The following is a 19,621-nucleotide window of genomic DNA, read 5'->3' as shown; positions in this document are numbered from 1 at the left end:
GCTAGAACGCCGTCCCGACCGCGGCGATGTCGTCGCTGCCGTGGCCCGCTGCGCTGGCGTCGGCGTAGACCCGGCCGAGCGCGTCGAGCAGCACGGTCGACACCCCGGACGTCCGCGCCGCGTCCGTGATGAGCCCGATGTCCTTCCGGAGGCCGTCCAGGGCGAACTGCGCCGGGAACTCCTCGGCGATCATCGCGCGGCCCTTCACGTGCGCGTAGGCCGAGTCGCCCGCGCTGCCCGCGATCGCCTGGAGGAACAGGTCGGGGTCGAGGCCCAGCGAACGGGCGATCGCCAGCGACTGCCCGGTCGCCGCGGTGATCGAGGCGACCCACGCGTTGGCGGCGAGCTTCAGCGCGGTGCCGTCGCCGACCTGGTCGCCGGCGCGGACGGTCTTCGCGCCGATCGCGTCGAGGACCGGGTCGATCCGGTCGAGCACGTCCGCCGGTCCCGCGGCGAGCATCGTGAGCTTGCCCTGCTCGGCGGGCGCCTTCGTGCCGAGCATCATCGCCTCGACGAGGGTGATGCCGTACTTGCCGGCGAGCTGCACGACCGTCTCGGTGCCGGCGACCCCGATCGTCGAGGCCTGCACCCACACGGCGTCCGTCGGCGCCTCGCCCGCGGCGGCTTCGAGGACGTCGACGACCGCGTCCGTGTCGAACAGCGTGAGCAGCACGACCTCGGCCTCGGCGACCGCTGCGCCCGGGTCCTCGGCGACCGTCGCCCCGTGCTCGTGGAGCGGCGTGGCCTTGTCGACGCTCCGGTTCCACACCGTCACCTCGTGGCCCTCGCGGAGCAGCGACGCCGCCACCCCGGCCCCCATCGTTCCCGTCCCCAGTACCGTCACCCGCACGTGCGTCTCCGTCTCCCGAGCGACGCTCTGCCGCTCCGCCGACGACGCTACGCCCCGGCTCAGAGCAGACCCCGATGGCGCAGCCACACGGCCGGGTCGGTCGGGACCGCGCCGACCAGGACCTCGAAGTGCAGGTGCGGGCCGGTGGAGACGCCGGTGTCCCCGACGGCACCGACCCCTTCGCCGGCGGCGACCGACTGACCGACCCGGACGCTGATCCGTGACAGGTGCCCGTACCGGGTCTGCGAGCCGTCGGGGTGCTGCAGGAGGACCTGGTTGCCGTACCCACCGGACACCCCGGCCGCGACCACCCGACCGGGCATGGCCGCGACGACCGGGGTACCGACGGGAGCGGCGAAGTCGAGGCCGCGGTGGTTCGTCGAGCACGCCGCACACCCGCGGACCCAGCGCGAGCCGAAGCCCCCGGCTGCCGGGACGGTGCCGTCGACTGGCCGCGCCGAGGCGAGCCCGCCCGAGGTGGGCGGCGGCGCCCCGGGCACGCGGATCGGGACCCGGCCGATGGCGAACGCGTCGCGCTGCACGGCGGTTCCGGCCCCCGCGGCGACCGAGTACTGCTGCGCGTCGCCCCGTGCCGTCGCCGACGCCGGGAGCTCCCCGTCGGCAGGGATCGCGACCGCGTGCTGCGGGGTCCCGACGGTGACGAACAGGCAGGTGGCGACGACGGTCGCCGTCACGGGGAGCGCCCGCGCCGACGCGACGGCTCGACGGATCGACCGCAGCGGTCGACCGGCAGCCCGGAAGACGGTGCGCTGGACACCCGCGAACGCCGGCACCTCGGCGCGCCGTGTGGCTGCGCGGGGTCGTCGTCGCGCGCGGGGCGACGATCTGGCGGAGACCGGGACGGTGGGCGGGGACACCACCGCCCCGGTCGCTCGGGAGGCTCGTCGCGGACGGCGCGACGGGCGGGTGGAGACCGGGGCGACGGGAGGGGACACCACCGCCCCGGTGGTCTCGGACGCCCCACGGGCACGACGCGACGAGTGGTCCGTGGCCGGCGCGGTGGGTGCCGCGTACCGGGCGGCTCCGCGTGGACGCTTCGGCAGGTCGGGCGTCGTGGTCATGGGGTGCGCCGTGCTCGGGTCAGGCGCGGACGACGCCGTCGCGGACGATCCGCTCGAGCTCCGTGACGACGGCATCGACCACGGCACGGGTGATCGCGTCCGCGACCGCCTCGACCAGGACGAGCTGGTCGGCCGCGACCGCGTGCGTGGACCCGGCCGCAGCGACGACCCGTGCCGGGATCTCGTCGATGGCGGCGACGAGTGAGGCCGGGACGAGCGTCGAGTCACGAGGGCGGACCGGAGCGGTCGTCGGCGACGTCGGCGCGGACGTGTCCGTGACCAGTGCGAGCGACGGCCGCGCTGCGGGCCGTGCCGGTGCGGGCCGTGCGGGTACGGGCTCGTCGGAGCGGCGGGCGATGGAGTCGAAGAGCGGCGTGGAGGACATGCTGCTGGCCTTCCGATCAGGTGTGGGACGGTCCGGTCGCCCGGATCGCGGCGAGTGTGCCCCTGGGCACCGCGCCATTCAACCACCGATATTTCAGATGCGCAATAGTGTCACACCGGTTCGCCGAGGATCAGTCGGGTTGCACGGCCTCGGTCGGGTCGTCGCGTCGCAGGACCTGTCGCACGCGCTCGACGATCGTGGCCGGCGGGTTGTTGTAGGTGTTCGCCGGCTCCTGACCGCTGAGCTCCTGGATCGCCGCCATCACCGCGTCGGTCGCGTGCCGACGGGCACGACCGGACGAGGCCTCACCGAACGAGGACAGGTCGAGCGGTGCGCCGAACTCGATCGTCACGCGCGCCAGCCTCGGCACGCGCGACCCGACCGGCTGGACGTCCTCGGTCCCCGTGAGCGCGACGGGCACCACGGGAGCGCCGCTCGTCAGCGCCAGCCAGGCCACGCCCGTCCGACCCTTGTAGAGCCGGCCGTCGAGCGAGCGCGTCCCCTCGGGGTAGATCGCGAACGCCTCGCCCGCCTCGAGCCGCTCCAGACCGAGGTCGAGGGCGTGCTGCGCCGCCGACCCCGCTCCACGTTCGACCCCGATCGCGCCGATGCCGCCGAAGAACGCCCGCGACACCGCACCGCGGAACCCGGTCCCCGTGAAGTACTCCTGCTTCGCGAGGAAGGACACCTTCCGTGGCGCCATCAGCGTGATCGCCGGGGAGTCGATGAACGACCGGTGGTTGCTCGCCAGGATGACCGGGCCGCGCTTCGGGACGTTCTTCCGACCGATGATCCTCGGCCGCCACAGCATCCGCGCGAGCGGCGTCACCACCGCACGGCTGAGCGTGGTGGTGAGCTTCGTCGATCCGGACACCGGGCCTCCTCGTGACGGGAGTCTCCGAGTGTAGTGAGAGGTGCGGCGACAGCATGCCGCTCCGGGAATGTGTCGTCAGTCGGCTGTCGCCACGACGTCGAGCACGGCCCGGCCGTACCGTTCGAGCTTCGCGCCGCCCACGCCGGAGATCTCGGCCAGCTGGTCCTCGTCGGCGGGCTTCACCGCCGCGATCCCCCGCAGGGTCGCATCGTTGAACACGACGTAGGCGGGGACGCCCTGCTCGCGGGCCTGTGCCGCCCGCCACGCGCGGAGCGCCTCGAACAGTCCGACGGCCTCCTGCGGCATGTCCGTGACGACCGCCCGCCGAGACCGGTTGCCCCGCGGGGCCTTCACCGGGTCGCGACGCATCCGGACGGTCACGCGACCGCCGAGGACGTCGGCGCTGGTCGGGCTGAGGACGACGGTGCCGAACCCGTCGCCGGACACCGCCGCGTACCCCTGCGCCAGCAACTGCCGAGCGACCGCACGCCACTCGGCCTCGCTCAGGTCGCTGCCGATGCCGAAGGTCGCGAGCGACTCGTGCCGGAGTTCCAGCACGCGCGGCGACTGCTTGCCCACGAGGATGTCGACGAGGTGCGAGACGCCGTACCGCTGGCCGCGCTCGCGGTCGAGCCGCACGACGGTCGACAGGAGCTTCTGTGCCGGGACCGTGCCGTCCCACGACTCGGGCGGTGCGATGCACGTGTCGCAGTTGCCGCACGCCGTCGACTCCTGCCCGAAGTACGCGAGCAGACGGACGCGGCGGCACTCGATCGTCTCGCACAGGGCGAGCATGGCGTCGAGGTGCGCGCTCAACTGCCGACGGTGCGCGGCGTCGCCCTCGGACTGGTCGATCATCCGACGCTGCTGCACGACGTCGTTCAGGCCGTACGCGAGCCACGCGGTCGACGGCAGCCCGTCACGCCCGGCACGACCGGTCTCCTGGTAGTAGCCCTCCACCGACTTCGGCAGGTCGAGGTGCGCCACGAACCGGACGTCGGGCTTGTCGATGCCCATGCCGAACGCGATGGTGGCGACCATGACGATGCCGTCTTCGCGGAGGAACCGTGACTGGTTGCGCTCGCGCACCTTGGCGTCGAGACCCGCGTGGTACGGCAGCGCCGGGATCCCCTGCTCGGCGAGGGCGGCCGCCGTGCGTTCGACGGAGTTCCGGGACAGGCAGTAGACGATGCCGGCGTCGCCGCTGTGCTCGGTGCGGATGAAGGTCAGCAGCTGCTGCAGGGCGCCGGTCTTGGGCTCGATGCGGTACTGGATGTTCGGCCGGTCGAAGTCGGCGACGAAGTGCGCGGCGTCGTCGAGGCCGAGCCGTGCGGAGATCTCGCGGTGGGTCTGCGGCGTCGCGGTCGCGGTGAGGGCGATGCGCGGCACGGTCGGCCAGCGCTCGTGCAGGACGCTCAGCTCGAGGTAGTCCGGGCGGAAGTCGTGGCCCCACTGCGCCACGCAGTGCGCCTCGTCGATGGCGAACAGCGCCACCCGTGCACGGTCGAGCAGGGCACGGGTGGACTCGAGCCGGAGCCGCTCGGGGGCGAGGTAGAGCATGTCGACCTCGCCCGAGACGACGGCACGCTCGACCCGGGCACGTTCGTCGGGGCCCTGCGTCGAGTTGAGGAAGGCGGCCCGCACGCCGTTCGCGGCGAGGGCGTCCACCTGGTCCTGCATGAGCGCGATGAGCGGCGACACCACGACACCGACGCCGTCACGGACGAGCGACGGCACCTGGTAGCAGAGCGACTTGCCGCCACCGGTCGGCATGAGGACGAGCGCGTCCCCACCCGAGACCACCTGGTGGATGATCGCGGCCTGTTCGCCGCGGAAGTCGTCGTACCCCCAGACGGTGCGCAGCGCCTCGAGCGCCGCCCGGTCGGCCGCGGACCCGTCGGACGTGGCGCCGACGACGTCGCGGGGAGCAGGCACGGCGGGCGCGGGCGTGGTGCTCATGCCACGAGCCTACGGCCGACCGGCGACACCCACGGCGTCGTCCACAGCTCCGTCGCCGGACCCGGCCACGTCCGTGGAGCGAGCCGGTGCGGTCGCCCAGCCCGCGCCTCCAGGACGGAGCCACTGACGACCGCCCGCCCACACGGGGGCCGGACCGCGGAACCGCGGTGCCGGCCGGCCGGCGAACCGCCGGTCCAGTCGGCGCCACCACGCCAGGAGCTCGACCATGCCCCAGTAGAGGAGCGACGTGCCGAGGGTGACGAGCCAGCCGCCGACCGTGCCGTTCGCGTCCTGCGAGGTCAGGTCGATCCCCGACCACCCCGGCGCCTGCAGCACGAAGATCATGATGTTGTTGAAGGCGTGCTGCAGGACCGTGGCCTCGAGGCCGCCGGTGCGCAGGACGATGATCGCCGCGACCAGGCCGAACGATCCCACGTCGAGGATCCCCCAGACGTTGTAGCCGTTCGGGATGTGCAGCAGCGCGAACACCACGGTGGACACCGCGACGGCGACGACCGTGCCGACGACACGGACGGGGATCCACGACCCGATGGTCTGCATGAGGAAGCCGCGGAAGATGTACTCCTCCGCCGCCCCCTGGAACGGCACGAGCAGCAGGACCAGGACGATCGTCAGCGTGAGGGTGCCGAGGGAGACCGTCGACTGACCGATCACGGCGTGGTTCCACGCGAAGCCGCCCTCGGTCGTGATCATCCCGCCGTCCTGGAACAGGCCGGTCTGCACCACGAACATGATCGCCGCGATCACCAGCGTCGGGAGGAGGCACCACGCCGTCCAGGCCCAGCGCACGCGGAAGCGCGTCGAGGACAGGATGCCGGCCGGCCCGACCCGTGCGATCCGCACGGCCACCAGGATGCCGGGCAGCAGGACCACGAGGGACACCAGGGACATCGACAGCACGACCGGGTCCGTCGGGTCGAGCGCACCGCTCGCCAGGTCGTTCTGCAGGTCCATCAGCCCCTGCGGGCCCTGCGTCGCACCGATCGGCACGAAGTACGCCACCGCGATCACGACCTGGGAGGCGATGTACCACCCGGCGAGGACGGCGAGGGCCACCAGCGGGCGCCACCACCGCCAGCGTGCGTCGACGCGGGGAAGGCGGTGGTAGGGAACGCTCACGCCGTGCAGGCTACCGGGCCGGGCAGGATGGGAGCCGTGCTCACCGTCGTCCTCGGCCTCTCCGGCGCCCTCGTCTACGGGGCCGCCGACTTCCTCGGCGGCCTGGCCTCACGACGGCTCCGCCCCGTGACCGTCGCCGCCGTCGCCTCGGCCGTGGGGATCGTGCCGCTCCTGGTCGGGCTCCTGGTGGTGGGCGGGCGGTTCAGCGCGTCGGCCACGCTGTGGGGCGCGGTCGCCGGTGTGTCCGGGGGCGTCGGCGTGCTCCTCCTGTACCGCGCGCTCGCGATCGGACCGATGAGCGTGCTCTCGCCGCTGACCGCCGTGTTCGCCGCGGTGGTGCCCGTGCTGGTCGCGGTCCTCCGCGGGACCACGCTGTCCGGGCTCGCGGTCGCCGCACTCGCGGTGGCCGTGGTCGCGGTGGTGCTCGTCGCCGCCGTCCGGGACTCCTCGGGCGCGCGCGTCACCGCTGTGGGACTGGTGACCGCTGCGGTCGCCGGGTGCGGGTTCGGCGGCATCGTGCTCGCCTACGACCTCACACCGTCCGACTCCGGCGTCGCACCCCTGGTCGTCGCCCGGGCCCTGCAGGCGGTGCTGCTCGGTGTCGCGGCGGTCGTCCCGCGACGGACCGGCCGGCCGGGAGGCGCGGCAGACCCCGCGACGGCGGCCGACGTCCCGGGGTCTGCCGTGCCTCCCGGGCCCACCGCACGCCCGCGACGGTCGGTGCGCGTGCCGCGGCTGCTGCTCGTCGTGGTCGCCTGCGGCGTCCTCGACGCCCTGGCGAACGTCTGCGTCCAGGCCGCACTGCACGCGGGGGACGACCCGGCGACGCTGCCCGTGGTGAGCGTGCTGAACGCCCTCTACCCGATCGGCACCGTGGTGCTCGCCGGCATCGTGCTGCGGGAGCGGCTCACCCCGGTGCAGTGGGCCGGGATCGTGCTCGCGTTCGCCGCGTCGGTGGGGCTGGCGCTGACGTGACCGGTCGCGGTCAGCCGTCGGGGATCAGGCGCTTCCCGAGCGACACCGTATGGTCCGGGGCGTAGCCGAGCGACTCGTAGAACCCGAGCACCTGCTCGTTGCCCGCGCGCACCTGCAGGTTGAGCTTCGGGCAGCCGAGGTCGGTGAGCAGGCGTTCGAACTCCGCCATGAACGCCCGGCCCAGGCCGGAGCCCTGCAGGTCCGGGCGCACCGCGAGGTAGTTCACCCAGCCACGGTGGCCGTCGAACCCGGCCATGCCCGCGCCGACGACGGCGCCGGCCGGGTCCTCGGCGACGAGGAAGAGCTCCGGCTGCACGGACAGCTTCCTGGCGATGTCCCGTCGTGGGTCGTTCCACGGTCGCACGAGCTCGCAGGCCTCCCAGAGGGCGATGACGGCGTCGGTGTCTGCCGGGGTGAAGGCGCGGAGGACGTGCTGCATCTCCTCACGGTAACGGTGCTGTGGAGAACTCCGTCACCGTGCCGTCGCCGTGGTCTGATAGACCTGTCCGACCACCCCTTCCGGATCAGGAGCCCCGTGACCGCACACGAGACCCTCCCGTCGCGCCACGCCCGGCGCGGCGGAGCCGATCGTGCCGCCCGGGCGCCCCGCCCCCGGCAGACGGTCGGCGGCGCGATCGTGTCCCTGATCGCGGAGCTCCTCATCATCGCGGGCGCGGGCACCGGCCTCTACGTCGTGTGGACCGCGTGGTGGACCGACGTCGTCGCCGTGCACGCGCAGACGCACCTCGTCGACGGGCTCGACCAGGCGCAGACCCCGAAGGTGGCCGGCACCGAGCACCACGGCCCCGCACCCGTGCTCGCCGAACCCCCGGACGTGACCGACGTCTTCGGGACCATGCAGATCCCCCGGTTCGGCAAGGACTACGACCGACCCATCGGCGAGGGCACCGACCGTGAGAAGGTCCTCAACACGATCGGCCTCGGGCACTACCAGGACACCGCGATGCCGGGCGCCGAGGGCAACTTCGCCGTCGCCGGGCACCGCGTGACCTACGGCAAGCCGCTCAACCAGATCGCCGACCTCAAGCCGGGTGACGCGGTCGTCGTCCGGGTCACCGACGCCAGGACGAAGTTCGACGTCTGGTACGTGTACAAGGTCACCGACTCGCAGATCGTGACGCCCGACCACATCGAGACCATCGCGCCCGTGCCGAACAAGCCCGGTGTCGAACCCACCGCCGACGACCGCTGGCTCACGCTGACCGCGTGCCACCCGATGTGGTCCGCCAAGGAGCGCTACGTCACGCACGCCAAGCTCGACTACTGGATGCCCGCGTCCGAGGGCACCCCGAAGGAACTCGCGGAGACGTCGAAGTGATCTTCCCGTTCGTGTGGCGGATCCTGCCCGGGCCCACCGCCCTCAAGGTGATCGAGTTGCTCGTGCTGCTCGCCGCCCTGGTGTTCGTGCTGTTCACCTGGGTGTTCCCGTGGATCGCGGCCGACATCCTGCCGCCGCCGGACGGCACCGTCGACGCCACGCCGTCGCCCTGACAACCGGACGCGGCCGCCGACTCAGACGGTCGTGGTGACCCGAGAACCGCCCGCGCCCGTCCGGCGCACGGCGATCCGTTCCGGGATCCGCTGCTTGAGTTCCTCGACGTGACTGACGATCCCGACCTGCCGGCCACCGGCGGTCAGCCGTGAGAGCTGCCCGATGACGTCGTCGAGGGTCTCGGGGTCGAGCGTGCCGAACCCCTCGTCGACGAAGAGGGTGCCGAGCGAGACGCCGCCCGCCTCGGCCTGCACGACGTCCGCCAGACCGAGCGCCAGGCACAGCGACACGGTGAAGGTCTCGCCGCCGGACAGGCTGCCCGGAGCGCGCCGGCTGTCGGTCGTCTGGTCGTGCACCGCGAGCGCGAGCCCGGTGCGCCGAGCACGCGAGCCGGCTTCGCGTTCATCGGACGTCTCGAGCGTGAACCGTCCCGCGAGCATCGCCCGGAGCCGGTCGTTCGCCGCCGCGACGACGTCCTCGAAGCGTCGCATGAGCACGTAGGTACCGAGGGTGATCCCGCTCGGGTTGACCGCGGGTTGGCCGGCCGCGACGTCGGCGAGCCGCACGACCGCCCGGCTGCGTGCCGACACGTCGTCGCGGGCCCGGACCGCTGCCGTGACGTCGGCCGCGCACCGCTCCGAGGCCGCAGCGCGGTCCGACGCCGAGGTCGCCGCACGGGTGGCCTCGTCGGCGGCGATCGCGGCCGACGCACGAGCCGATCGGGCCCCGGCGAGGTCGATCCGGTCGGGGTCGTCGTCCGCGGCGGCCACCACGGCGGGTTCGGCGAGGCCGGCGTCGACGACGGCGCGCTCGCGCTCGGCGTCCGCCACGACCGTGCGCAGCCGGTCGGTGTCCGACCGGGCGAGCAGCGCGCCGCGTGCGGTGTCGACGTCGTCGAACTCCTGCTCGGCGACGACCCGCTCGACCTCCGCCGACCGCTCCTGCACGGCCGAGGCCGCGGCCGCGGCGTGGTCGTCGGCGCGGATCACGGCCTCGAGTCGCGCGATCAGGGCGTCGAGCTGCTCGACGCCGGCGCGCAGGGAACCGGGGTCGTCGTCCAGGAACACGGCGACGTGCTCGATCGCCTGCCGGACCGCCGCGGCGTCCTGCTCGACGCGTTCGGCGTCAGTCGCCGTCGACGCGGCCAGCACCGCCTGCTCCGTGGCGACGTCGTTGCGCTGCCGTTCGAGGGCCCGCGTCTGCTCGTCGTGCGCGGCCCGCTCCTGCTCGAGTTCGCGGACCCGGACCGCCGCGGCGTGCGTCGCCTCGACCCGGGCGGTCGCGGCGACGGCCAGGGCGTCGACGCTCGCCGCGTCGGTGTCGCCGAGCACCTGCACGAGCCGGTCGAGGGCGGCCCGTTCGACCGCGAGCGTCGCGGCGGCGTCGGAGAGGTCCTGTTCGGCCCGACGCGCCAGCCGGGCCGCGGCCTCGATCGCCTCGGCCGTGGGGTGGTCGTCCTGCGGGACGGCGACCACGGGGTGCTCGGTGGCCCCGCACACCGGGCAGGGGTCGCCCGGTCCGAGCGCAGCGCCGAGTTCGCCCGCGAGACCCGCGATGCGGCGTTCCCGGAGCTGTTGCTCCGCCCGGACGCGGTCGTGCGCAGCGGCCCGGGCGGACCGTACCGATCCCTCGGCGTCGTGCACCCTGCGCTCCGCCGCGGTGCGTTCGTCGAGGTCGGCTCGGAGTCGCCCGACGCGCTCGACCTCGAGCCGCGCGGCCTCGGCGCCGGCAGCCGTCTCGGCGGCACTGCGGGCGTCCTCGACGATGCGCGCCCGTCCGGCGGGCCGGAGGTCGAGCGCGCCGTCGAGCTCGACCACGCGTTCGGCGAGCAGTCCGGCCCGGGCGACCGCGTCGTCGAGCGCGCGGCGACGGCCGGCGGACGCGGCCTCGACCGGGACCAGGTGACGGACCCCCGCCAGGCACTCGGCGACCGCAGCACGTCGGCGTGCGAGGGCGTCCCCCGTCTCGGTCACGTGGTGACGGGTGTGGAGCGCCTCGGCCGCCGTCGACGCCTCGGCTGCGCGGACACGAGCGGCGTCGAGTCCGTCCGCCACCGCCGCGACGCGGGCTGCTCGTTCGGCGAGCGCGAGCCGCGTCCGCGCAGCATCGACGTCGGGCGCCGCCGCGTCGAGGAGCGACCGGCGCTGCAGCAGCCCGGCCCGCCGGTCGAGCGCCACCGCGCGCGCGGTGACCGCCTGCTCGTGGGCCGCGGCGGTGGACGCCGTCTGCGCCGCTGCCGCACGGACCGCCTCGGCGGCGTCGGCCGCCGCCCGGAGCGTCGCGACGGTGGGCGCGACGACGGACTCGTCCGGGTCGTCGACGTCGGCCGCCTGCGCGAATCGCGCGAGGGCGTCCCGCACCCGTGCGTCCGCGCCGTCGACCTCGGCCTGCACCGCGCGCCGCCGAGCCGCGAGCTCGTCGGCCGTGCGGTCGTAGACCTGGGTGCCGAAGAGGGACTGCAGGAGCTTCCGGCGGTCCTCCCCCGTCGAGCGCAGGAAGCGGGCGAACTCGCCCTGCGGCAGCACGACGGTCTGCAGGAACTGCGCGCGGTCGAGTCCGACGATGCGCGCGATCTCGACCGCCACCTCGGGGATGCGAGCGGACAGGGGCTCGCCCGCGACGTCGGCCGGGTCGGCCAGGCGGACGAGCTGCACGGACGCCTGCTGCCGCACGGTGCCGGTACCCCGCTGCTTCGGACGGTCGTACTGGGGGGTGCGCCGGATCCGGAACACGCCCGCGCTCGTCTCGAAGACGAGCTCGACGAAGGGTTCGACCGACGGGTCGGCGTGCTGGCTGTGCAGCCGGTCGTCGGTGGCGTCGGCACCGGCGAGCTTGCCGTAGAGAGCGAAGACCACGGCGTCGATGATCGTCGACTTGCCGGAACCCGTCGGCCCCTCGAGCAGGAAGACGCCCGACGCGGCGAGCGCCGCGAAGTCGATCGACACGAGGTCGGGGTAGGGGCCGATCGCACGGAGTTCGAGACGGTGCAGGTACATCAGCGGTCCCCCTCGCGCTGCAGGGCCAGCGCAGCGGCCTCGTACGCCTCGGTCAGGATCGCGCGGTCGTCGTCGGTCGGCTCGGCACCGGTCGCGAAGGCCACGAAGTCGGCCGCCACCTCGACCGGGTCGGACGTCGCCGAGACGGCCCGGGCCGTCGCCCGCGTGCCGCGGTCGACCGGTTCGTGCGTGATCGCGAGGGCGTGCGGGAGGTGGTCCTTCACCCGCGCGTACATCCGCTCGGGGTGCACCGGGTCGGTGACCGCCACCCGGACCCAGGCGTCCGCCGCCGACCGGAAGGTGCCCGACTCGATGTCGTCGATGCTGCCCCGGACGTCGACGAGCCGTCGGGGCACGGGGGCCGGGACGAGCTCGACGGTGACCCCGCCGGCGGCGTCGAGGTCGACCACGGTGACGGACTTCTGCTGGTTCCGCTCGCCGAACGAGAACGCGAGGGGCGAACCCGCGTAGCGGATGCGGTCCCCGGCCCCGACGCGCTGCGGACCGTGCAGGTGCCCGAGCGCCACGTAGTCGACGCCGTCGAAGACGTCCGCGGCCACCCGGTCGACCCCGCCGACACGGATGTCCTGCTCGCTGTCGCTCGCTTCGGTGCCGCCCACGAACGCGTGCGCCACGACGACGCTGCGCGTGCCCGGGCGGCCGGCGAGGTCGGCACGGACGCGGTCCATCGCCGCACCCACCACCGCCTGGTGGGACCGGGCGAGCGGCTCGTCGGGTACCGCCGCGAGCGCGTACCGGGTGAGGTCCGGGTGCAGGTAGGGGATGCCGTAGACCGCGACGGGGCCGTCGTCGTCGGGCACGGTCACCGGCGTCGCGATGCCGGCGGGTTCGGCGAGGATGCGGACGCGGGAGCCCATCACGCCGGCACCGAAGCCGAGTCGGGCCGCGGAGTCGTGGTTGCCCGGGGTCAGCACGACCGTCGTGGTCTCGGCGAGGCGTTCGAGCACGTGGGACAGCATGCGGACCGCGTCGACCGGCGGGATCGCGCGGTCGTACACGTCACCCGCGATGACGACGAGGTCGATCGCGCGCTCGCGCACCTGGCCGACGAGCCAGTCCAGGAACGCCGCCTGGTGCTCGAGCAGGTCGGCGCCCAGCAGCGTGCGGCCCAGGTGCCAGTCGCCGGTGTGCAGGATGCGCATGCCGTCACGGTAGCGGCGGCCGCGGACATCCCGCGGCGCCCCGCGGTCGGCTGTGGAGGACAGCGCGCCGCGGTCCTCAGGCGCAGGTGGCCGTGGCCGCCCCGAGGACGGAGACGACCTTGATCCGCACGACCGGGACGCTCAGCGCCGTCCAGTTGCTGCCGAGGTTCGTGCGCAGGTTCAGCGCGTACGTGGTGCCGAGGTCGACGAGCCCCGAGCCGCCGTAGACCATCGACCGTGCGCTGCCGGGCACGGTCGCCAGCTGCGTGCTGCCGGTGACGAGGTCGAAGGACGAGGCCGGGACGCCCGGGTACGTCCACGCGATCGTCACGGAGCCGGACGTCGTCTGCGTGCACGTGAGGGTCGCGACGCCGACCGCGGTCGTCGCCGCGAACGACGACGTCTGGCCGCCGGTGGACGCCGACCACGGGACCGCCGACGCGGACGCGGGGTGCAGCGCGCCGACACCGGACGCGAGGACGACGACGGCTGCTGCGCCGCCGAGTCGGCGGAGGCGCCGGACGCGGCGACGGTGACGACGCAGGCCCCGCCGGTCCTGGTCCGGGCCGTCCCGGGCCGGGAGGCGCGTGGCGGCGCCGTCACGCGTCTCCCGGCCGTCGCCCCGGGCGCCCACGGCGTCGTCCCCGCCGTCGAGGTCGTCGCCCTCCCGTTCGTCGTCGTCGCCGGGGTCGTCGCCGTCGCGCCGAGTCGCTCCGGTCAGTCGACGCAGCGACCCGTCGACCGCGCAGAGGGCGAGGAGACCGACCACGGCGAGCGCCAGCGCGCCGACGGGGCCCCACTGACCGGTCCGGATCCAGACGATCGGCACCCCGACCCACGGCACCCGCAGGAACGCGATCCCGTGCACGGCCGGACGCTGCAGGGGTGTCGAGTCCCGCTGCGGGTTGGCGTCCCCCTTGGTCACGAGCGTGCGGTGGGGGCCGTCGTCGACGTAGCGGTGCATCCGGAGGTGCCCGGGACGGTCCGGGTCGTCGGCGAGCAGGATCTTGCCCATCCGGACGTCGTCGCCCGTGACCGGCCGTGCGACCACGACGTCTCCCGGGGTGAGCCGCGGTTCCATCGACCCGGTCATCACCGTGGTCGGCTGCCAGCCGATGACCGCGGGGGCGGCGGCCCACAGCGCGAGGCCGAGCAGGGTCACGACGACCCCGCGCGCCAGGGTCGCGACGACGACGCGCCCCCAGTCGACGGCGTCGCGCAGCACCGCGTGCGGCGCGGGACCGCCGTGCACCGGGATGCTCGTCATGACTGCCTTCGACCGGGGGCGCTGACTGTGAGGGGTGTGCCGGACGGGAGCGCCGACTGCGCCCCCGTCGGTGCGGCTCAGCTGTTCTGGGCCTCCCAGGTGAAGCCGAGCGCCGCGGTGCCGCCCTGCACGGTGTTCGGTGCCGTGCTCGAGACCGTGTAGGTGAAGCGGTAGACGCGCGACTCGGACGCGGTGCCGGTCGGGGCCCACGTGCCGAGCCCGGTGGCGAAGTTCGACGCCGTGAACCCGCTGAGCAGTCCGCTGTACAGGGTGCCGTTGGCGGACGCGGGGGTGAAGCCGCTGCAGGAACCGAAGCCGCCGCCCGTGCCCTGCTCGACGGTCAGGGTCGTGTTGGCGTCCAACCCCTTCGTCGCCGACGCGTTCGTGCCGTAGAGCTTCACGGTCGAGGGCAGCGAGCCGGTCGACGTCACCGTGATGCAGTTGGACCCCGTCGAGCCGGGCTTGAGGCCCGTCGCGGAGAACAGCGCGGTGTTGTTGTCGTCGTCGCTCAACGCGACGCTCCCCGCGGTCCAGTTGCTGGTCGGGTTGACCGTCGTGGCCGAGAAGGCCGAGTAGGAGGCCGTGGAGACGACGACGCCCGAGGCCACGAGAGCGGCGGGGACGGCGATCCAGGCGGCGAGTCGCGCGGCGCGCGGGGTCACACGGGACATGGTGGTGCTCCTGATCCGGAAGGTGGCGCCGGGCCCGCGGTGGTTGGTCGCGCTTCGGTGCCGTGGTTGGGTGGTACGACGATGAAGCTACTTCGCCGCCGAGCGACCCACAACCGGTGAGACGTCCCCACTGCTGGGGGTGGCTCGACGAGCGAGATGCACGTTGGATGGGCAGCACGGCCGTCGTCCCGTGTCGAGCCGCCGATCGTCCCCGCGATCCCCCACCCGAGAAGAGCCGCCCGTTGACGGACACCACTCCCGTACTCCCCACGCGGCTGCCGCCCGCCCCCGTCTCCCCGACCGTGAGCGTGCCCGAACCGTCCCCGGACACCGACCTCGCCGCGTTGCTGACCGCGTTCCGCCTGCTCCAGGTGCAGCACGCACGTGTCATGCACCACGAGAGCGCCGTGCGCGGCCTGCACGCGACCGACAGCCGTTGCCTGTTCTTCCTCGCCGCGGCCGACGGGCAGGGCGTCACCCCGAAACAGGTCGGCGAGTACCTCGAACTGTCGACGGGCGCCACGACGTCGCTCGTCGACCGCCTCGAGCAGCACGGGCACATCGATCGACGTCCGAACCCGGGCGACCGTCGCAGCGTCCTGCTCCACCTGACCCCCACCGGGTCCGCGGTCGCGCAGGAGATCGGCGCCGTCTGGGCCGGTGCCTTCCGTGACGCCGTCGCACCCGGCGACCGCGCCCGGCTCACCGGTGTCCTCGAACGCCTCGGCGCTGCGCTCGACCGCCGGTCCGGCACCCCCGGCAGGGACGACGACGTCGAGACGGACGTCGCCGCCGGCGTGTGACGGACCGTGTCGGGCTCGCCGCGTAGCGTTGCCGGCATGACCCCTTCCGAACTCCTCATCGAAGCGTTCTCCCGCGTGCCGTCGACGGTCGCACGTGCCGTCGAGGGGCTGTCCGAGGACCAGTTGGCGTCGCGTCCGGCGACCGGCGCGAACACCCTCGCGTGGCTGGCCTGGCACATCGCCCGCGGGCAGGACGCGCAGATCGCCGACCTCGCCGGCTCCGAGCAGGTCTGGACCGCCGACGGCTGGGTCGAGCGGTTCGGGCTGCCGTTCCCCGCGGAAGCGCTCGGCTACGGCATGTCCCGCGACGACGTCGGTCGCGTCCGCGCGTCCGCCGACCTGCTGAACGGGTACCTGCGGGCCGTCCACGAGCGCACGGTCGCGTACGTGGGCTCGCTCGCGCCGGAGGACTTCGACCCCGTGGTCGACGACGCGTGGGACCCGCCCGTCACGGCCGGTGCGCGTCTGGTGAGCATCCTCGACGACTGCACGCAGCACGCCGGCCAGGCCGGCTACGTCCGGGGACTGCTCTTCTTCAACCGCTGACGCGGTGCGGACGGACGGGAGGCCCGTGGCGATCCCGCCACGGGCCTCCCGTCCGTCCGCTGCTCGCGACTACCGCGCGGCGAGCTCCGCGACGATCCCGTCACCGGGAGCGGCGTCGACGAGGTCCGCCTCGATCTCCGCGTGCTCGAGGATGCCCTCGATCTTGCGGCGACGGCTGCGCGGGACGATCGTCACGACCGTGCCCTCCTTGCCGGCACGACCGGTCCGGCCGGAACGGTGCATGTACGCCTTGTAGTCGTCCGGGGCGTCGGCCTGCACGACGAGCGAGACGTCGTCCACGTGGATGCCGCGGGCGGCGACGTCCGTCGCGACGAGCACGTTGACCCGGCCGCTCGTGAGGAGCTGCAGGTTGCGCGTCCGGCGCGACTGGTTCAGGTCGCCGTGGAGCGAGGTCGCGCGGATGCCGGCGTCCTCGAACTGGTCGGCGAGGCGCTCGGCGTACGCGCGGGTGCGGGCGAACACGATGGTCTTGCCGTCGCCGGACACGAGCTCCTCGAGCAGCTGGTCCTTCTGGCGCTGCTCGACCACGAGCACGCGGTGGTCGATCGTCGAGGACGCCTGGTCCTCACCGGCGACCTCGTGCACGCTCGGCTCGTGCAGGAACTGCTCGACCAGCGAGGCGACCTGCGCGTCGAGCGTCGCGCTGAAGAGGAGCTTCTGCGCGCGGTTGCCCTCGGGGGTCACCTCGGCGGTCGCGGACAGGATCTCCTGCACCGGCTCGAGGAACCCGAGGTCGCACATGTGGTCCGCCTCGTCGAGCACGGAGATGACGACCTCGCTGAGGTCGAGCTTCCCCTTGTTCATGAGGTCCTGCACCCGGCCCGGCGTACCGACGATGATGTCGACACCGCGCTGGAGGGCGCCCTCCTGACGGCCGTACGGGACACCGCCGTAGATCTGCGTCGTGAACAGACCGACCGAGCGGGCGATCGGCTGCACGGTGCGGTCGATCTGCAGGGCGAGCTCACGGGTCGGCGCGAGGATCAGCGCACGCGGCGCGCGGCCCATCTTGCGCTTCGTGCCGCCGCCGTTCTCCATGAGCTTCTCGACGAGCGGGGCGCCGAACGCGATGGTCTTGCCGGAGCCGGTGCGGCCACGGCCGAGCACGTCCTTGCCGGCGAGGACGTCGGGGATCGTCGCCGCCTGGATCGGGAACGGGCTGCTCGCGCCGAGCTCCTGCAGGGCGCGGGAGATGTTGCCGCCGATGCCGAGGTCGCCGAAGGTCACGCCCTCGACGTCGGCCGCGACGGTCGCCTCGGCCTGGAGCTTCTCGAGCTTGACGTCGTCCGCCGGGACGAAGGGGGTGCGGCCGGTGTCCTCGCGGTCGGAGCGCCGCGGGGCACGGTCGTCGCGGTCGAAGGAGCGACGGGGACGGTCGTCCGCGTCACGGCGGGGGGCGCGGTCGTCGCGGTCGAACCGGCGCGGGGCGCGCTCGTCACGGTCGAAGGAGCGACGGGGACGCTCGTCAGCGTCACGACGCGGCGCCCGGTCGTCACGGTCGAACCGGCGCGGAGCGCGCTCGTCACGGTCGAAGGAGCGACGGGGACGGTCGTCCGCGTCACGACGCGGCGCCCGGTCGTCACGGTCGAACCGGCGCGGCGCGCGCTCGTCGCGGTCGAAGCGACGGGGTGCACGGTCGTCCGCGTCACGACGCGGGGCACGGTCGTCACGATCGAAGCGACGGGGTGCACGATCGTCACGGTCGAAGCGACGCGGGGCGCGGTCGTCACGGTCGAAGGAGCGACGGGGACGGTCGTCCGAGTCACGACGCGGCGCACGGTCGTCACGGTCGAACCGGCGCGGAGCGCGCTCGTCACGGTCGAAGCGACGGGGTGCACGGTCGCCCGAGTCACGACGCGGGGCACGGTCGTCGCGGTCGAAGCGACGCGGCGCACGGTCGTCACGGTCGAACCGACGGCCGCCGCGGTCGTCGCGCTCGGGGCGTCGGGCCCCGGCGTCCCGCGGCTCCCAGTTCGGACGCGCAGGACGCTCGCCCTGCGCAGAACGACCGCGACGCTCCTCGGCGTCCCAGCGCTGCTTCTGCCGCGGCTGCGACGGGTCGGCGGCGCGGAAGCCGCGGTGCTTGCTGCTGCGGGCGGCGGGGGTGCCGTTCGGGTGACGGACACGGTCGGAGGCGCGGTTGTCCGCGCCCTTGTTGTACGGGGCCATGAGTTCTCTCTCGGGTGCGCAACGTACCGCAGCGCCCGACAGCGACATCGGCGGGGGCTGCTTGCGGAGGGGGTTCATCCCGTCGCGGATCGACGTGATTCCAGCCCTCGAGCAACACACACCCAAACGAAAAGCCCGTGATCACATTGTCACGGCGTCGAAGGCCGACCGAGCGAGTCTACGCGATCCGGCGCGCGCAGACCAGCCCCACAGCGGTGGCGAGGCTCGTGGCGGCGGCGAGCCGCGCCTCCCGACCGGACGCCGGATCAGGACTCGGCGAGCCGCCGACGCTGCTCGGCCACGTCGAAGTCGGCGGCGGGCCAGGACAGCTGCATGTCCTCGAGGGCGCGCAGGAGGAGCTGCTGGACGGCGAGTCGGGCGTACCACTTGCGGTTCGCCGGCACGACGTACCAGGGGGCACGCTCGGTCGAGGTGCGGTCGAAGACCGTCTGGTAGGCGTCCTGGTAGTCGTCCCACCGCAGCCGCTCGTCGATGTCGCCCGGGTTGAACTTCCAGTGCTTGTCCGGGCGGTCGAGACGGTCGCCGAGGCGTTCCCGCTGCTCGTCCTTCGAGATGTGCAGCATCACCTTCACGATGCTCGTCCCCGATCCGGCGAGACGGTCCTCGAAGTCGACGATCGCGCCGTAGCGCCGTTCGATCTCGTCGGGAGCGGCGAAGGCACGCACCTTCTGGATGAGGACGTCCTCGTAGTGCGAGCGGTCGAACACGCCGAGCTGGCCGGCGGCCGGCAGCTGCCGCTCGACGCGCCAGAGGAAGTCGTGCTCGCGTTCCTCGGCCGTGGGGGCCTTGAAGCCGGCGTAGTGCACGCCGTTCGGGTCGACCGCCCCGACCACGTGCGAGACGATGCCACCCTTGCCCGCGGTGTCCATCGCCTGCAGGACGAGGAGCACGCGGCGCTGGTCGCCCGCTGTGGACGCTGCCCAGAGGCGTTCCTGCAGCGCGGAGAGACGGGATGCCCCAGCGGCGAGCGCCTCGAGCCCGTCGATCTTCCGACCGGGGAAGCCCGGCGTGCCGTCGGGGTCGACGTCGGCGAGCAGGAAGCCCTCCTCGACGCGGAGCAGGGGTTCGGGGTCGGCGTTCCAGGCCTTGCGACGGCTCACGGTTCCTCCAACGGTGTCGTCCCTCATCCTGGCACCCGCCGGTGTCGCGCGTCCGAGGGCGCATCCTCCGCCGGGTGGACGCCCGG

At 73.7% G+C, this 19,621-nt stretch carries 18 protein-coding genes; 5 read left to right on the top strand and 13 right to left on the bottom strand.

The features are described 5' to 3' along the window. Nucleotide 1: 1 nt before the first annotated feature. From AAEP86_RS07190 to AAEP86_RS07165, 6 genes are all read right to left on the bottom strand, one after another. Nucleotides 2-844 carry an NAD(P)-dependent oxidoreductase gene (locus AAEP86_RS07190; RefSeq protein ID WP_420369858.1) on the bottom strand — a complete coding sequence of 281 codons (843 nt, stop codon included), beginning with the start codon at nucleotides 842-844 and terminating at the stop codon, nucleotides 2-4. 65 nt (nucleotides 845-909) lie between these two features. Next, complete coding sequence (locus tag AAEP86_RS07185; RefSeq protein ID WP_420369857.1) at nucleotides 910-1,932, bottom strand: peptidoglycan DD-metalloendopeptidase family protein; 1,023 nt, start codon at nucleotides 1,930-1,932, stop codon at nucleotides 910-912. Nucleotides 1,933-1,951: 19 nt separating this feature from the next. Then, nucleotides 1,952-2,317, bottom strand: a complete 366-nt coding sequence (locus AAEP86_RS07180; RefSeq protein WP_420369856.1) for a hypothetical protein — start codon at nucleotides 2,315-2,317, stop codon at nucleotides 1,952-1,954. A 130-nt stretch (nucleotides 2,318-2,447) separates the two neighbouring features. Continuing rightward, on the bottom strand, nucleotides 2,448-3,191 hold the full coding sequence (locus tag AAEP86_RS07175) for a lysophospholipid acyltransferase family protein (RefSeq protein ID WP_420369855.1): 744 nt from the start codon (nucleotides 3,189-3,191) through the stop codon (nucleotides 2,448-2,450). A gap of 75 nt (nucleotides 3,192-3,266) precedes the next feature. Continuing rightward, a complete protein-coding gene (gene recQ / locus AAEP86_RS07170) occupies nucleotides 3,267-5,150 on the bottom strand; it encodes a DNA helicase RecQ (RefSeq protein ID WP_420369854.1) in 1,884 nt (627 codons plus the stop codon). Between the two features lie 9 nt (nucleotides 5,151-5,159). Next, nucleotides 5,160-6,290: a CPBP family intramembrane glutamic endopeptidase gene (locus AAEP86_RS07165; protein ID WP_420369853.1), complete on the bottom strand. Its 1,131-nt coding sequence runs from the start codon at nucleotides 6,288-6,290 to the stop codon at nucleotides 5,160-5,162. 36 nt (nucleotides 6,291-6,326) lie between these two features. Between AAEP86_RS07165 and AAEP86_RS07160 the strand changes: the two genes are divergently transcribed. Then, nucleotides 6,327-7,265, top strand: a complete 939-nt coding sequence (locus AAEP86_RS07160) for an EamA family transporter (RefSeq protein ID WP_420369852.1) — start codon at nucleotides 6,327-6,329, stop codon at nucleotides 7,263-7,265. 10 nt (nucleotides 7,266-7,275) lie between these two features. On the opposite strand, the gene AAEP86_RS07155 is transcribed toward AAEP86_RS07160, so the two are convergent. Continuing rightward, the gene (locus AAEP86_RS07155; protein WP_420369851.1) at nucleotides 7,276-7,704 is read right to left on the bottom strand and encodes a GNAT family acetyltransferase; all 429 of its coding nucleotides are present in this window, start codon (nucleotides 7,702-7,704) and stop codon (nucleotides 7,276-7,278) included. Nucleotides 7,705-7,800: 96 nt separating this feature from the next. Here AAEP86_RS07155 and AAEP86_RS07150 point away from each other — a divergent pair, with 96 nt between their 5' ends. Together AAEP86_RS07150 and AAEP86_RS07145 are read left to right on the top strand one after the other, a co-directional pair. Further along, entirely contained in the window at nucleotides 7,801-8,604 is an 804-nt protein-coding gene (locus AAEP86_RS07150) for a class E sortase (protein WP_420369850.1), read from the top strand. Next, complete coding sequence (locus tag AAEP86_RS07145; protein ID WP_420369849.1) at nucleotides 8,601-8,777, top strand: hypothetical protein; 177 nt, start codon at nucleotides 8,601-8,603, stop codon at nucleotides 8,775-8,777. Before AAEP86_RS07150 ends, AAEP86_RS07145 begins: the two co-directional genes overlap by 4 nt. A 21-nt stretch (nucleotides 8,778-8,798) precedes the next feature. On the opposite strand, the gene AAEP86_RS07140 is transcribed toward AAEP86_RS07145, so the two are convergent. From AAEP86_RS07140 to AAEP86_RS07125, 4 genes are all read right to left on the bottom strand, one after another. Then, entirely contained in the window at nucleotides 8,799-11,774 is a 2,976-nt protein-coding gene (locus tag AAEP86_RS07140; protein WP_420369848.1) for an AAA family ATPase, read from the bottom strand. Continuing rightward, nucleotides 11,774-12,937 carry an exonuclease SbcCD subunit D gene (locus AAEP86_RS07135; protein WP_420369847.1) on the bottom strand — a complete coding sequence of 388 codons (1,164 nt, stop codon included), beginning with the start codon at nucleotides 12,935-12,937 and terminating at the stop codon, nucleotides 11,774-11,776. The genes AAEP86_RS07140 and AAEP86_RS07135 overlap by 1 nt, the downstream gene beginning before the upstream one ends. A gap of 76 nt (nucleotides 12,938-13,013) precedes the next feature. Beyond that, entirely contained in the window at nucleotides 13,014-14,204 is a 1,191-nt protein-coding gene (locus AAEP86_RS07130) for a hypothetical protein (RefSeq protein ID WP_420369846.1), read from the bottom strand. Between the two features lie 77 nt (nucleotides 14,205-14,281). After that, the gene (locus AAEP86_RS07125) at nucleotides 14,282-14,875 is read right to left on the bottom strand and encodes a hypothetical protein (RefSeq protein ID WP_420369845.1); all 594 of its coding nucleotides are present in this window, start codon (nucleotides 14,873-14,875) and stop codon (nucleotides 14,282-14,284) included. 242 nt (nucleotides 14,876-15,117) lie between these two features. On the opposite strand from AAEP86_RS07125, the gene AAEP86_RS07120 reads away from it, so the two are divergent. Both AAEP86_RS07120 and AAEP86_RS07115 read left to right on the top strand, forming a co-directional pair. Beyond that, complete coding sequence (locus AAEP86_RS07120) at nucleotides 15,118-15,678, top strand: MarR family winged helix-turn-helix transcriptional regulator (RefSeq protein ID WP_420369844.1); 561 nt, start codon at nucleotides 15,118-15,120, stop codon at nucleotides 15,676-15,678. A gap of 36 nt (nucleotides 15,679-15,714) precedes the next feature. Beyond that, nucleotides 15,715-16,224: a mycothiol transferase gene (locus tag AAEP86_RS07115; RefSeq protein WP_420369843.1), complete on the top strand. Its 510-nt coding sequence runs from the start codon at nucleotides 15,715-15,717 to the stop codon at nucleotides 16,222-16,224. A gap of 69 nt (nucleotides 16,225-16,293) precedes the next feature. Here the strand turns inward: AAEP86_RS07115 and AAEP86_RS07110 are convergent, their stop codons facing one another. Further along, nucleotides 16,294-18,414, bottom strand: coding sequence for a DEAD/DEAH box helicase (locus tag AAEP86_RS07110; protein ID WP_420369842.1), 2,121 nt, complete (start codon nucleotides 18,412-18,414; stop codon nucleotides 16,294-16,296). Between the two features lie 266 nt (nucleotides 18,415-18,680). Continuing rightward, the gene (locus AAEP86_RS07105) at nucleotides 18,681-19,562 is read right to left on the bottom strand and encodes a PPK2 family polyphosphate kinase (protein ID WP_420369841.1); all 882 of its coding nucleotides are present in this window, start codon (nucleotides 19,560-19,562) and stop codon (nucleotides 18,681-18,683) included. Between the last annotated feature and the right edge of the window lie 59 nt (nucleotides 19,563-19,621).

The organism is Curtobacterium sp. L1-20 (assembly GCF_048755855.1).
Taxonomy (GTDB): Bacteria; Actinomycetota; Actinomycetes; order Actinomycetales; family Microbacteriaceae; genus Curtobacterium.
This window is presented reverse-complemented; position numbering and strand designations above follow the sequence as displayed.